This is a genomic window from Streptomyces sp. DvalAA-14, from assembly GCF_900091855.1.
Lineage (GTDB): Bacteria > Actinomycetota > Actinomycetes > Streptomycetales > Streptomycetaceae > Actinacidiphila.
Genome location: NZ_FMCH01000024.1, coordinates 1 through 14,356, shown reverse-complemented (window position 1 = coordinate 14,356; position 14,356 = coordinate 1). Strand labels below are relative to the sequence as shown.

The 14,356-nt window shown below is 74.9% G+C and carries 8 protein-coding genes; 5 read left to right on the top strand and 3 right to left on the bottom strand.

The features are described 5' to 3' along the window. From GA0115240_RS01595 to GA0115240_RS36535, 3 genes are all read left to right on the top strand, one after another. Nucleotides 1–1,698: amidase (locus tag GA0115240_RS01595; RefSeq protein ID WP_093734844.1), on the top strand; the 1,698-nt coding region annotated here is incomplete at its 5' end. Further along, nucleotides 1,695–1,898 carry a hypothetical protein gene (locus GA0115240_RS01590; protein ID WP_093734843.1) on the top strand — a complete coding sequence of 68 codons (204 nt, stop codon included), beginning with the start codon at nt 1,695–1,697 and terminating at the stop codon, nt 1,896–1,898. The genes GA0115240_RS01595 and GA0115240_RS01590, both read left to right, overlap by 4 nt. After that, nucleotides 1,895–4,867, top strand: a complete 2,973-nt coding sequence (locus tag GA0115240_RS36535; RefSeq protein ID WP_093734842.1) for a hypothetical protein — start codon at nt 1,895–1,897, stop codon at nt 4,865–4,867. Before GA0115240_RS01590 ends, GA0115240_RS36535 begins: the two co-directional genes overlap by 4 nt. A gap of 74 nt (nt 4,868–4,941) precedes the next feature. Here GA0115240_RS36535 and GA0115240_RS01580 read toward each other — a convergent pair whose 3' ends face one another. Then, on the bottom strand, nt 4,942–6,663 hold the full coding sequence (locus GA0115240_RS01580; RefSeq protein WP_093734841.1) for a hypothetical protein: 1,722 nt from the start codon (nt 6,661–6,663) through the stop codon (nt 4,942–4,944). An 89-nt stretch (nt 6,664–6,752) separates the two neighbouring features. Then, complete coding sequence (locus GA0115240_RS01575) at nt 6,753–9,065, bottom strand: S8 family serine peptidase (RefSeq protein ID WP_093734840.1); 2,313 nt, start codon at nt 9,063–9,065, stop codon at nt 6,753–6,755. Between the two features lie 174 nt (nt 9,066–9,239). Between GA0115240_RS01575 and GA0115240_RS01570 the strand changes: the two genes are divergently transcribed. Next, entirely contained in the window at nt 9,240–10,247 is a 1,008-nt protein-coding gene (locus GA0115240_RS01570; RefSeq protein ID WP_093734839.1) for a helix-turn-helix domain-containing protein, read from the top strand. A gap of 348 nt (nt 10,248–10,595) precedes the next feature. Then, on the top strand, nt 10,596–13,481 hold the full coding sequence (locus tag GA0115240_RS01565; protein ID WP_093734838.1) for an AfsR/SARP family transcriptional regulator: 2,886 nt from the start codon (nt 10,596–10,598) through the stop codon (nt 13,479–13,481). A 99-nt stretch (nt 13,482–13,580) separates the two neighbouring features. Here the strand turns inward: GA0115240_RS01565 and GA0115240_RS01560 are convergent, their stop codons facing one another. After that, entirely contained in the window at nt 13,581–14,108 is a 528-nt protein-coding gene (locus GA0115240_RS01560; protein WP_093734837.1) for a sigma-70 family RNA polymerase sigma factor, read from the bottom strand. Between the last annotated feature and the right edge of the window lie 248 nt (nt 14,109–14,356).

The following is a 14,356-nucleotide window of genomic DNA, read 5'->3' as shown; positions in this document are numbered from 1 at the left end:
CGCCGGTCCCGGCTGGTCGACTACGAAGTGGTCGAACTGGCCGCCCTGCTGCGGGCCCGCGTCGTGACGGCCGTGCAGGTCACCACCGCCTACCTGGACCGTATCGACCGCTTCAACGGCCCCTTCGAGACCTACGGCGACAACGGCGGCTACAACGCCTTCGTCCGGATCGACCGGGCCGGCGCCCTGGCTCAAGCCGCCGCCGCCGACACCCTGCTGGCCCGCGCCCGGCGCACCCGCGAGGCCCTTCCGCCGCTGCTCGGCATCCCGTTCGGCGTCAAGGACTCGGTGGCCGTCGAGGGATTCGAGGCGAAGGACGGCAGCCACGCCTTCGACGGGAACGCGGCGCTGCGCGACGCCACCGTCGTGCACCGGCTGCGCGCCGCCGGCGCGGTGATCCTCGGGCACACCATCGCCTCGGCGTTCTCCGGCTCGATCACCGGCACCTTCGCCGGCAACGCCTGGAACAAGGCCTATGTGCCCGGCGGTTCCAGCCAGGGCTCCGGCGTCGCCCCTGTCGCTCGGCTGGCGGCGGCCGCCATCGGCGAGGAGACCGGCGGCTCCATCATGATGCCGTCGGCCGCCAACGGCGCCAGCGGCATCAAGCCCTCCCTCGGCACCAGTTCGGTCGCCGGGCTGATGCCGCTGTCCCCGGGGTACGACGTGCTGGGACCGATCGCCCGCTCGGTGCGCGACGCGTCCTTGATCCTTTCGGTGATCCTCGGACCCGACCCGGCCGGCGACCCGCTGACCCTGGCCGCCCCCGACCCCTTCCCCGCCATGCCGCTCACCGCCCGCGGCGGCCGCAGGCCGCTGGCCGGGACCACCATCGGCATCCCGCAGTCCGACTGGATGCGCGACAGCCGGGGCATCCGGACCGGCACCTCCCCGCAGGACCTCTACGACCCCGACCACCAGGCCGCGTTCACCCGGCTCCGGCAGCAACTCACCTCCCTCGGCGCGCAGGTGAAGGAATTCCCCGGCCTGGACGTCACCGTGCCGGCCAACGACCCGTACTTCTCCAGCGCCGACGTCCTCGCCACCGTCGACGGCTCCCCGGTCTCGCCGTCCTCCGCCGTGCTGAGCCCCAACCGGTACGAGATCCGCTACTGGGACGCGGTCAAGGAGTTCGCCGCCACCCGCCCGGCCGACCAGGCCGCCGCCCTGCTCGCCCAGTACGGGCGCAAGGGGCCGAACGACACCGTGTCCTCCTTCGACTCCGCCACCCGCTTCGCCGGCGCCGTGCCCGCCTCGGTCCGGGTCGACGGCGAGCGGCGGCGCCGCACCCTGCAGGCCAACTACCAGGCCGCGCTGGACGCGGCCGGCGTCGACTTCATGCTGGTGCTGTCCCTGGGCGCGCAGATCGGGCTGCGCACCGGCTCCGGCTTCCCCGTCTACCGGGCCTACTACCAACTGCCCAACGCCCTGGCCTGGCCGATGGTCTCCTTCCCCGTCGGCTACGACAGCACGGTCGGCCTGCCGATCGCGGCGCAGTTCTGGGGGCCGCGGTTCAGCGAGCCGCGGATCGTCCAGGCCGCCATCGACTACCAGGCGCACTTCCCCGACTACCACAACGCGGCGCCGCCGGACCCGGTCGTGTCCGGCGCGAAGGTCGCGCCGCACGCCCTGGCCGTGGAGCCGCCGGCCCCGCCGGAACTCTCCAACGACCCGCTGATCGCCGAGGAGGCCCTGCGATGACCTTCCTCACCGTCGGCTGGGGACCGGTGGTCAACGCCGGCCTCCCGCCGCAGCACCCCGGCGACGGCGCCGCGCCGGTGGCCACCGTCGGCTGGCTGCCCAAACTCGGCACCGCCTTCTACCCCTATCCGCACGACGACCCGGACGCCGACCCCGGCGCCGCACCCGTACGCCAGCAGCCGGGAGGCGGGCGGCCGTGACCACGCACCCGCGCATACCGCGTGCGCGGCGCCCACTCGTGGCGCTGGCGGCGGGACTGCTCACCCTCAGCGCCACGACGGCCCTGACCGCGCTGCCCGCCGCGGCCGCCGCCCCCGGCCCGGACACCGCCGTGGTCGACTCCGGAGCCGGCTGGACGGTGGCCGAAGCGGCCGGCGGCTACCTGGTGTCGCTCACCCTGGACACCGCCCTGCCGGTCAAGGACGACATGCCGGTGCTGCTGGCCGACGGCGCGAGCCTCGGCCCCGCCGCGGAATCGGCCGACGGACGCACCCTCACGGTGACGACGGCCGACCCCTCGGCGGCCACCGCCACGGCGGTCACCTGGCAGTGGTCCACCGGCGGTGACGACAGCGCGGCCGGCCCCGGCATGCTGCCCGCCGACAGCGCGCCGCGCACCGCGCAGCCCAATGCCCGGCAGCCGTCCGGACCGAAGGGCCCCGGGAGCCCCCCTGCCCCGGCCGGCCCCGCCGCGACCAGCGGCGACCCGACGACCGTCGGGACCGGCCACTACACCGTCGCCGACTACGACTTCGGCGCCCAGTCCATCGCCCTCGCCGACATCGGCGGCATCCGCGGCGAACTCGAAGGACGCATCTACCTGCCCGCCGGCGGCGGGGACCACCCCCTGGTCGTGTTCCTGCACGGCCGCCACAGCTCCTGCTACAACACCACCACCCTCAAAGGCGCCAGCGGCTGGCCCTGCCCGGCCGGCACCGCCCCGATCCTCAGCTACGCCGGATACGACGGCGCCGGCCAGGCACTGGCCGCCGACGGCTTCACGGTGGTGTCGATCTCCGCCAACGCGATCAACGCCAACGACAACCAGCTCTCGCCCGACGACGGCGCCGTCTCGCGCGGCCAACTGGTGCTGGACACCCTGACGATGCTCGACGCCGCCAACAGCGGCCGCCCGGTCAGCCACCACGACGCGGCCACCGGCCAGGACCTGACCCTCGACCAGGCGCTGGCCGCCGGACGGTCCACCTACCCGGCCGGCACGATCACCGCGCGCCGCCTGGTCGGCACCATGGACTTCAGCCGGATCGGGCTGATGGGCCACTCCCGCGGCGGCGAAGGCGTCGTCACCGCGGGCACCCTCAACGAGGCCCTGCCGCACCCGTGGAACCTCACGTCGGTCTTCGCGCTGGCGCCGATCGACTTCACCCGCGCCACCTTGCCGGACGTGGTCACCACCACCCTGCTGCCGTACTGCGACGGCGACGTGTCCGACCAGCAGGGGCAGCACTTCTACGCCGACGCGCGCGACGGCACCTTCTCCGACGACGTCCAGCGCTCCGACATCTGGGTCATGGGCACCGACCACGACTTCTACAACTCCTCCTGGACGCCGCCCTATCCCGGCGCCTCGGACGACTGGTCCGCCACCAACGACCCGGTGTGCGGCACCAGCGCCACCGCCCTGGCCTCCGGCCGGAACATCCGGCTCACCGCCGCGCAGGAATACCAGGTCGGCTCGGCGTACATCGCGGGCTTCTTCGAGTCCACACTCGGCGGACAGTCCCGTTTCCAAGGCATGTTCGACGGCTCCGGGCAGGAGCCGCCCTCGGTCGCGGACTACGCCGACGTCCGCACGGTCGCCCGGCAGCCCTCGTCCCTGCGCGACGACATCACCACCTTCGCCGCCGCCTCGCCGCAGGTCACCGCCACCGGAGCGGTCACCGCGACCGTGTGCGCGAACAAGTACGGGCGGACCGTGCCCGAGGCGCTGCCGTACTGCACGAATCCGGGCAGCACCCTCACCAACCAGCAGGTGCCCTACTGGACGCCCGCCAACTACGCCCCCAATGTGCCGCTCAACCCGATGACCCACCTGACCTGGAGCGGGACCGACGGCGGCCTGCGCGTCGCGGTCCCGCCCGGCAGCCGGAACGTCTCGCGGTACGACGAGATGACGGTGGACATGTCGCCGGACGAGAGCGTCACCACCGGGACGGACCTCGAACTCAGCGTGACCGACACGGCCGGCCGTACCTGGCGCGGGCCGGTGTCCGGCCTCAACCCGTGGGGCGTGACCCGGATGCCGGCCAGCACCTCCACCAACCTGGGCAAGATCGTGCTCCAGCAGGTGCACGTACCCACCTCGGCGCTGCGGAAGGCCGGGCTCGATCTGACCCGGCTGTCCGCCATCGGCTTCACCCCGGCCGTCGGCGCCGACGGGCCCGTGGGCGGCGGCGCGTACCTGTCCGACCTGGGCTTCGACAGCAAGGACCAGGGCGCCCCCCGGGTACGGCGGCGACCGGCCGTCGACGTCGCCTCCACCGCGGTGGAGGAGGGCGCCGGCCCCGGTACCGACGCGGTGGCCGTCTATCTCTCGCACCCCAGCGCGTCCCCGGTCACCGCCTACCTCACGGTGATCGGCTCGGCGACCGGCACAGCGGGGGCGGCGATGGGCCAGGTCACCTTCCCGCCGGGCGCGACCTGCCGCGCGGTCCGGGTCCCGGTGACGGGGGACACCGTCCCCGGTGCGGTGCCGAGCGCCGCGTACAAGATCGCGGTGTCGGACTCCACCGACGCGGTGCTGGGCAGCCACGACTTCGGCGCGCTGACCGTCCGTGAGGACGACGGCGTGACCGGCGCCGCGACCCCCGCACTCCCGGTCGGCGTGCAGGGGAACGTCTGCGCCGAGCACAGCGCGCTGGCCCACCCGGGCCGGCTGACCGCCGCCGACAGCAGGCCCGCTCCCGGCGAGACCGTCCCGGTCCGCGCGTCGGGCTACCGCGACGGCGAGGCGGTGACTTTCACCCTGGACTCGGTGGTGCTGGGCACGGCTGTCGCCAGCTCCGACGGCGCCGTGCGCTTCGCGGTCGTGATCCCGGCCGGCCACCCCCGGGCGAGCGCGGTCGTCTCCGCCACCGGGGCGGGATCCGGCCGGGTGTCCACCGTGAGCCTGCGGGTCTCCGGTCCGCTCGGCGGGGGAGGCCGCTGACCACGACACCAGCACGAAGGGGGCCCGCCGGCCCGGCCGATCGGCCGGGCCGGCGGGCCCCCTTCACCCGAACGTCAGTAGGAGAACTGCTGGATCTGCCCGTCGTAGGCCGCGTAGGTCCATCCCGTCCGGGTGGCCGGATCGAGCTGGAGGGAGTTCATCTCCCCTCCGTGGACGAGCGGGCCGCCGTGGGACCCCATGGAGAAGCCGTTCACGGTGCGCAGCACCGTGCCCGAGGTGAGATCGACCAGGACCAGCTGTCCGGTCGCGTTGTTGTCCAGCACCAGGCCCTGCTGGGAGCCGAAGTAGGCGGTGCCGGCCGGGCCGGAGTAGGAGACCACCGCCACCTTGTGGACACCGTCCACCGCCAGCGCCACCGGGACTTCCTGGCGCAGCGCGGTCGGGTCGCCCTGGACGCCCGTCGACTCGTCGAGACCGGTCAGCACACTGCCGGGCACGATCTTGGTGCTGATCGAGGTGGCCGACAGGTTGTAGAGGGTGCCCGCGCCGTCGGAGGCGAAGCCGTGGCTGCACCCGGAGGTCGAACCCGCGCCGGTCACCGTGCGGGCCGCCAGGTCGACCCGCGCCACCGTGACACCGCCGAGGCAGAGGAACGCGGGCGCGCCCTTGGCCAGGTACACCACGCCGGTCGAGGAGTCGAAGTCCAGCAGGCTGTACGTCCCGGCCGGGACGCCGGCCGGATCGGCGGGGATCGGTGCGCCCGGCGTGCCCGAGGTGAGATCGACGGGCAGCACCAGGTCGCTGTTGTCGGCGGCCGACCGCAGCAGCAGCGCGCCCCGTTCGTGTGCGGCGTCCACCCGGCCGACGACGAACGTGTAGGTGTCCGCGGGCAGTTCACCGGAGCCGGCCAGGGCGCCGGTGACGGTGTTCCAGGTCTCCACGCGGACGTCGCCGCCGGCCGCCGAACGGTGCACGAGCAGCGCCCGGTCGGCGGTCGCGCCCAGCACCTCGTAGTCGGAACCGGCGCCGCTGTCGGAGGTGAGCACCGCGCCGTACACCCCGGTCGCCGGGTCGTAGCGGCGTATCTCGGTGCCCCCCGCGGTGGTGCGCAGGGCCGCGACGGAGTGCGGGCCGGCCGCGGCGAAGCTCAGCACGGTGCTGCCCCCCGGCGCCGGACCGTCGTCCACCGACAAGGTGGACAGCGCGGAGGCCTGGCCGACGACCTTGCGGGCCCGGTCCAGGGCCAGCACCCGGACGTCGTACACCTGGGAGGTGGACAGGCCGAGCGCGAGCGCGTCGAGGCGAACCGAACCGGCGGCGGCGGGCAGCGTGCGGTGCACGGTGGACGGGGTGTTGATCCCGTCGTTGTCGAGTCCGCTGCCGTTGGCGTTGCTGAAGGTGTTGAGCGAGCCGTTCACGGTGGGCGCCGGGGCGGAGAACTCCACCTCGGCGGAGCGCGCGCCGGGCACGGCGCCGGCGTCGTACCGCAGGGTGAACCGCGGCGCGGTCCGGGTGACTTCCGCCGCGTGCGTCGGGCCGCCGGCCGCGCCGGTGATCAGCGGGGCCGCCGCCCGGTCGCCGGCCGCGGCGCCGCCCACCCGGATCGGGGCGAACTCGCTGTACGCGGTGAACTGGGGGTTGCCGCCGAAGCCGGACTGGGCGATACCGATGCCGTAGATCCCGCCGCCCCCGTCGAACGCCGAGGCGGGGATGGTGACGGTGCCGGCGGTCGCGGTGAGCGCCTGGTGCCAGGCGGCGCTGAAGACCGGGCCGAGTGCCGGATTCCAGTGGCCGACGCCGGACAGCACCAGCTGCGGGGCGTCGGTGCCGGCCACCCCCGGTCAGGTCGTAGGAGACCGTGACGGCGTGCCCGGCGGTGACGACCGCGGGTGCCTTCGGCGCCGCCGCCTCCACGTAGCTGCCGTCACTCGGTCCGACGGTCAGGGTGCGGTGGACGGTGGCGACCGTCCGGCCGCCGGTCGTCACCGTGTAGGCCACGGTGATCGTGCGGTCGGCGGCGGACACGACGGGGAGGCCGGCCGCCGCCAGCAGCTGCTCGGGTGTCACCCGGATCGCGGGCGAGTCGGAGCGGAAGACCGTACGGCCGACGGCGAGCGAGTACGCGGCCCGGGCGCCGTCCAGGCCGGTGACGTCCCCGGCGAACGGTGACCGGGCCGACCAGGCCCTCGCCGTCGCCGCCCGAGGCCATGTCGCCCAGGTCGATCCGGTCGGGGTCGGTGGTTTCCAGGAACGAGCCGCCCAGGCCGCCGGCGGTCACCCGGTGGGCGACCGACAGCCGGACGACCGAGGGGCCGCCGCGGCTGCCCCGGGCGTCGCCGCCGAGCGCCTGCTCGGCCGCCGCCGTCACGTCGATCTGCGGTCCGACCTGCAGGGTCCGGTCGATCTGCGGCGGGGTCGGTACGGCCCGCCCGGTCCGCTCCAGCACCTGGCGCACCCGGGCCGGGCTCAGATCGTGCCCGCCGAGCCGCCCGGCCTGCAGGACCACCGCGGCCGCGGCGGCGATCTCCGGCGCCGAGGCGGACGTCCCGCCGTTCAGCGACGCGTCCACGTCCTGCGCGGCGCCGCCGGGGGTGTGCGAGAAGGCGACGATGTTGTCGCTGGGCGCCGACAGGTCCACCCGGCTGCCGAAGCCGGACGAGAAGGTGCCGAATCCGCTGATCCGGGTCTCGGCCGTGGTGGCCGGGCCGCCGGCGCCCTGCGCGAGGGCGTCGTCCAAGGTGGTGCCGCCCGCCGCGATCGCCCCGGTGTCGGGCACCTCGGAGGGGGTCGTGGACGCCGCGTCGTCGTCGATCGTGGTGGCGCCGGCCGCGCTCCGCGCCGTGTCGGTGGGGGTGCTGCCGCCGTCGGGGCCCACCGGCGCCGGGGTGTACAGGCGGGTGCCGTCGTTGGAGGAGATCGACACCACGATTCCGTCGCGCTGCACGATGGCGGCGACGACCGACCGCACGATCGGGTCGTCCTCCAGGTAGCGGCCCGGGAAGCCCTGCGCGTCGGTGCCGAAGCCGAGGCTGGCGGTGATCACGTCGGGGCGGGGGGACTGCTGGGCCGCCGCGAGCAGCGCGCCCGCTATCCGGTCGGTGGTCGGCTGCTCGGGCACGACCAGGCGGTAGTCGGCGCCGGGCGCGATGCCCAGCAGGTCCGTGTAGCCGCTGCCGGTGGCCGCCGGGCGCTGCCGGTCGTGGGCCAGCGGGGCCATCACACCGAAGTCCAGCATCACCTCGTCGAGGGACGGGTCCTGGTTCTCCGCCGAACCGGCGCCGTCCAGGCCGCCGGCGTCCTCGGCGACATAGGTCGGGATCAGCGGCATGGACGGCAGATCGAGATAACGCTGCCCCCCGCTCAGCACGGTGGTCGGGCCGTTGCTCTGCACGTACGCGTCGCCCGCGTCCGCCATGGACTGGTCGGTCAGGTCGCCGATGGACACATTGGTGATGGTCTCGCCCGCGCCGGGCTGCTGGCCGTAGCGGCCCTGCAGCAGCGAGAAGGCGCCCACCGCGTCCACGCCCCCGGCGTTGAGGAACGCCTGCGCGGAGGTGGACAGCGCGTAGTTGGCGGGGACACCGGAGGCAGCCGGCTGCCCGCCACCGCCCCCGACCGCGGGGGCGCGGACGGCGCCGGCCGCCGAAGGCAGCGGCTGCGCGCCGCTGTTCATGGTGTTCACATAGCGGTCGGGCTCGGCGGACGCGATGCCCGGCGCGCCGCGCAGGCTGCGGGCCACCGCCGCCGAGTCCTGGTCCCTGGTCTGCAGCACATAGGTGCGGGCGAGGTCGGAGGTGTCGGCGCCGAGCCGCGAACGGGCCGCGCCGACCAGGCCGTTGACCGAGGCCGGCGCGAGTGCGGGCAGCAGCGGACGCAGCGAGACGGCGCCCGCCGAGCGCAACCGCGCGTCCAGCCCGGAACTGCTGGTGTCCGCACCGCGGGCGGCCAGCCGGCTGCCGGGTACGGCGGCGCCGGTCACAGCCGTGTCGGCGGTCAGGGTGACCAGGACCTGGCCGGGGACCACCCCTTGGCGCTGCCCGGGTGGCGGCTTCGGCGCGGCTGCCTTCGCCAGCCGGGACAGGGACGCGGTGGGCGGCGCCGCGGCCGGCCGCGCCGAGGCGGCGGCCGGTACGGCGAAGGAGGCGGTGACAGCCGCGGTGACGGCCGCGAGCGCGACCGGGACGCGGCGGAGGCGGCCGCGGGGCTGGGGGAACCGGGACAGGGGAGACCGGTGCATAGGACACCTTCCGGCGAGGGGAGCGCACAGCGCGGGCCGGGCCCCGCGGCGATCACCGCGGAACCGGGCCCTGTGCGGTGGAAGATGCCAAGCGTGGTGGATCATGTGCAAGATGTTCTCGGTGGCCGGATTCCGCCAGGTGGCGGCCGGCCGCCACGCGAGCGCGGAGAAGAAATGGAACTTAACGTCCTGGGGCTCGGCGACGAAACAGAACACGTCTACATCGCGCTGATCGGCCACCCGCGCGGCACCGCCTCGCAGGTGGCCGGCCTGGCCGGCGGCTCCACCGCCTCGACCGCCCGAGTGCTGTCCACCCTGGTCGCGATGGGTCTGGCGACCCGGACCGGCGGCCGGCCGCCCCGCTTCACCGCCCACCCGCCCGATGTCGCGGCGACCGCCCTGATCCAGGAGCGCGAGCACCAGCTGGACGCCGCCCGCGCACTGGTGCAGCGGCTCGCCGAGACACATCGCGAGGCCAACCGGATCAGCCACCCGGACATCGCCGTCGAGCTGCTGACGCAGCGGGAGGACATCAGCCAGGCCGCGCACCGGCTGACCGCCGAGGCCCGCCACCAGGTCCGCGCCTTCGACCTGCCCCCCTACGTCGACCGCCCCGGCAGCAACCTCCAGCAGCAACTGGGCCGGCAGCGCACCGGAGTCGTCCACCGGGTGATCTACTCGCGCGCGGCGGTCTCCTGGCCCGGGCGGCTGGCCGGCGATATCCTGCCCAGCGTCCGCGCGGGCGAACAGGCCCGGGTACGGGGCGAGCTGCCGCTGAAGCTGATCATCCGGGACGACCGGGCGGCGCTCATCCCGTTCAGCCTGGCGGCCGGCGGGCACGCGGCCGCGTATCTCATCCACCGCTCGCCGATGCTCGCCGCCCTGGAGGCGCTGTTCGAAGCCGAGTGGGACCGGGCGGTGGCCCTCGGCGCCTCGGTGCCGACGCAGACGCCGCGGAGCGCCCCGGCCGCCGGGCCGGAGCCCAGTACCGCGCCGCCCGACCCCGACACCCATGTCCTGCTGACCCTGCTCACCTCGGGTCTGACGGACGCGGCCATCGCCCGCACCCAGGGCTGGAGCCCGCGCACCACCCAGCGCCGGATCCAGCGCCTGATGACCGCGCTGGGCGCCACCACCCGCTTCCAGGCCGCCCTGACGGCGGCGCGGCGTGGCTGGATATGACCTGCCGCACCGGGGCATACCGGCCGACCGGGTCCCGGGCGTCCCGCCGCTCGTCGGTCGTCGGGCGGCGGCCGGCACCCCCGGGGGCCGCGGCCGGGATCCCTGACCAGCACCCTTGTCGGTACTGTCCAGTAGGACCACCGATGCCCCTCTTGGTCCGTCGCACCCGTGTATCGTTCGACTCCTGAAAACGGGAGTCGCCGGGAGGGCGGCGCACCGGGCCGGTCGCGCGCCGCCCCCGCGGCGGGATCCCGTTCACCTCCATTCCCCGCTCACCGCCGGCTTCGCCGTGCCCCGAGCGGGGCCGGACGAGGCGACGAGAAGGACAGCGGCAGGGATCTTCGAGCGATGGCGACGGCAGTGCGGTACACGGTTCTCGGGACGATCCGGGTATGGCGGGGCGAGCGGGAGCTGACGCCGGGGCCCCCGAAGCAGCAGGCCCTGCTCGCCCTGCTGGCGGTGCGCGCCCCCGAGCCGGTCACCCTGCACGAGGCCGTGGACCTGCTCTGGGACGGTGATCCGCCCGACAGCGCCGTCAATGTGGTGCACCGCCACATCGGGGGGCTCCGGCGGCTGCTGGAGCCCGACCTGCCGCCCCGGGCCGAGGGCGGCCACCTGGTCCGTACCGGCGGCGGATACCGGCTCGCCGCCGGCGCCGCCGCGCTGGACCTGGCACGGTTCCGCGAGCTGCGGGCCGCCGGGCAGCGCGCGATCGCGGCGGGAGCCGCGCCGGACGGGGTACGGCTGCTGGTCGAGGCGCTGCGGCTGTGGCAGGGGCCGGTCGCCGTCCCCGGGATGCCGCACCTGCTCGACCACCCGGTGTTCGTGGCGGTGGAGAACGAGTACGTGGCCACCGCCAAGGAAACCGCCGACGCCACCCCCTGGCAGCTGCCCGGCCTCGCGGAGGACGTGCTCACCGCCCTGCGCCGCGCGGCGACCGGCCGGCACCGGCTCGACGAGGCGTTGCAGGCCAGGATCGTCACCGCGCTCGCCGCCTCCGGCCGGCAGGCCGAAGCGCTGGAGGTGTTCGGATCGGTCCGCGCCGACCTGTCGGAGGAGCTCGGTATGGACCCGAGCCCCGAACTGCGGGCCGCCCACGAACAGGTGCTGCGGCAGTCGGGCCCGCCCGACCGGCCCGCCGCCCCGGCCCCGGGGCAGCCGCCGCCCCCCGATCCGCAGACCGCCGAACGGGCGGTCCGCCCCGCCCAACTGCCGGCCGACCTGGCCTCCTTCGTCGGACGACACCAGGAACTCGCCCGGTCACGCGCGCTGTTGCAGCCGGACGACGAGGGATCGCACCGCCCGGTGGTGATCGGGGCGATCAGCGGCATGGCGGGCGTGGGCAAGACCACGCTGGCCGTCCACTGGGCGCACACCGTCGCGGAGCACTTCCCCGACGGGCAGCTGTACGTGAATCTGCGCGGCTTCCACCCGGCCATGCCGCCGCTGAGCTCCGTGCAGGCCATGCGCGACGTGATCGACGCGCTCGGGGTCAAACCCGGCCTGACGCCGGACCGTCCCGACGCGCTGGCGTCGCTCTACCGCAGCCTGTTCGCCGGCCGGCGGTTCCTGATCCTGCTGGACAACGCCCGCGACTCCGAGCAGGTGCGCCCGCTGCTGCCCGCGGCCGGCGGCTGCCTGGCCATCATCACCAGCCGGCACCGGCTGGACGGGCTCATCGTCGCCGACAACGCCCGCTTCATCCCGCTGGACCTGCTCAGCCGCGCCGAAGGCGTCGAACTCCTCGTCCGCCGGCTGGGCGAGGACCGGGTGAGCGCCGAACCCGCGGCCGCCGAAGCCATCGTGGACCTGTGCGGACGCCTGCCGCTCGCGCTCGCCATCGCCAGCGCCCGCGCCGTGCTGCACCCCACCTTCTCGCTGGCCGCCATCGCCGCCGAACTGCGCGAGAACCAGGGGGGCCTGGACGCCTTCGCCACCCGCGACACCCGCACCGACGCCCGCAGCATCTTCTCCTGGTCCTACCACGCCCTCAGCCCGGCCGCCGCCCGGCTGTTCCGGCTGCTCAGCCTGCACGCCGCCCCGGACATAGCGGCGCCGGCCGCGGCGAGCCTGGCCGGGGTGCCGCTGCGGGAAGTGCGCCGCCAGCTCGCCGAACTCGTCGAGCACCACCTGCTGACCGAGCACACCCCCGGCCGCTTCGCCGGCCACGAACTGCTGCGCGCGTACGCCGCCGAGCTCTGCGAGGGCCAGGACGACGAGCAGACCCGCGCCGCGACGCGCCGGCGGATGGTCGAGCACTACCTGCGCAGCGCGCACACCGGCGACGCCCTGCTCGCCCCGCACCGGGAGCGGGTCACCCTGCCCGCCGTGCCGCCGGGCGTCTGCCCGCAGACCTTCGGCGGACAGCCCGAGGCGGCCGACTGGTTCCAGCGCGAACGCCAGGTGCTGCTGGCCATGGTGGAGCAGGCCGCGCGGCACGCCGCGCAGGACGACGCCTCCTGCTGGCAGCTCGCCGCGACCCTCGAACTCTTCCTGGACCGGCACGGCCGCTGGCAGGAGCAGCACCACATCCAGACCACCGCCCTGGACACCACCCGCCGCACCGGCGACCTGCCCGGCCAGGCCAACGCGCTGCGGGCGCTGGGCTTCGCCGCCTGCCGGCTCGGTGCCCACGAAGACGCCCAGCGGTATCTGACCGCCGCCCTGGAGCTGTTCGAGCGGCTCGGCGACCCGATCGGAAAGGGCCGCACCCATCGCTACAACGCCTTCCTGGCCAATGTCATGAAGGACCACCACCGGGCCCTCGACCACTACCGCCAGGCCGCCGACTGCTACGCCCCGATCGGCTTCACCAGCGGGCAGGCCGCGGTCCTCAACGAGATCGGCTGGACCCATCTGCTGATGGGCGCCTACGAGTCCACCCTCGTCGAGTGCGAGAAGGCCGTCACGATGCACCAGGAGATCGGCGACCTCAGCGGCGAGGCCGCCGCCTGGGACAGCCTCGCCTGCGCCCAGCACCACCTGGAGCGCTACCAGGAGGCGCTGGTCGGCTACGGGCACGCCGTCGACCTCTACCGCCGCATCGGCGACCGCAGCCTGGAGGCCGACACCCTGGTGCACGCCGGCGACAGCCACCGCGCCCGCGCCGACTCCCGGCAGGCCGAGCGGGCCTGGCGGCAGGCCCTGGAGCTCTACGACCGGCTCGACCACCCCGACGCGGCGGGCGTACGGGAGCGGCTGGAATCCCTGGCGAAGGACACTCCGGCCCGCTGAACGGCCCGCGGCGCCGTCGCGCGCGGAGGACAGACTCACACACCCTCCACGGAACACGGCCCCGAAGGTTCACCTTGCCCGGGGTCAACGCGCCCGGGGTCAGAGCGCACCGGCCCGGCCGCGGGAGCGCAGCTTCGACAGGGCGTAGTGCTGGCGGGACTTGACGGTCCCGGCGGGCACACCGAGGATGCCGGCCGTCTCCTGCACGGTGCGGCCGCACAGATAGGTGTGCACCAGCACCTCCCGGTGCTCGTGGGAGAGCAGCCGCAGCAGCCGGGTGGACTCCACCGAGGCGAGGACGGCGTCGGTGTGGTCCCGCTGGGACACCTCGTAGGTCTCGGCGCCGACGGTCTCGTAGCGGACCGCGGCACTGCGCAGCCGGTCGATGACGAGATTGCGGGTCACCTTGAACAGCCAGCCGCGGATCGAGCCCTCGGTGCTGTAGAGCCGGTCGGTGTGCGGCCAGGCCCGGATCAGTGCCTCCTGGGCGATGTCCTCGGCCAGGTGGTGGTCACCGAGCAGCCGCTCCGCGTAGGCCGTCAGGGCGTTGCGGTGCTCCGCCACCAGTGAGTGCAGGAGTTCGGGGCGGGGTGCCGGGGCGTGGGGGGCCGCCGCACAAGTCTTCATGGTCCTGGTTCCCTCAGGGGTGAGCGGTCTCTGAGGAAGACCGTAGGCAGCGGCCTGTGCCGAATCTGTGCCGCTTGTGTGCCGCCCGCCGGCCCGCGGGCCGCGAGGTGGGCCGGGCCGCCGCCGGACCGCGGGCCGCCGCGGCCCCCGAGGACCGGGTGACCACCTCGGCGCCCGCTCAGCCGTCCAGCTCGGCCAGCGGGACCTGCACCGCCACCGGCGAGCCGTCGCCGAGGTGCAGCAGACCG

Coding starts and splice junctions, on each gene's coding strand:
- GA0115240_RS01570 (WP_093734839.1), top strand. CDS start 9,240: ATGGAACTTAACGTCCTGGGGCTCGGCGACGAAACAGAACACGTCTAC.
- GA0115240_RS01590 (WP_093734843.1), top strand. CDS start 1,695: ATGACCTTCCTCACCGTCGGCTGGGGACCGGTGGTCAACGCCGGCCTC.
- GA0115240_RS01575 (WP_093734840.1), bottom strand. CDS start 9,065: ATGCACCGGTCTCCCCTGTCCCGGTTCCCCCAGCCCCGCGGCCGCCTC.
- GA0115240_RS01565 (WP_093734838.1), top strand. CDS start 10,596: ATGGCGACGGCAGTGCGGTACACGGTTCTCGGGACGATCCGGGTATGG.
- GA0115240_RS01560 (WP_093734837.1), bottom strand. CDS start 14,108: ATGAAGACTTGTGCGGCGGCCCCCCACGCCCCGGCACCCCGCCCCGAA.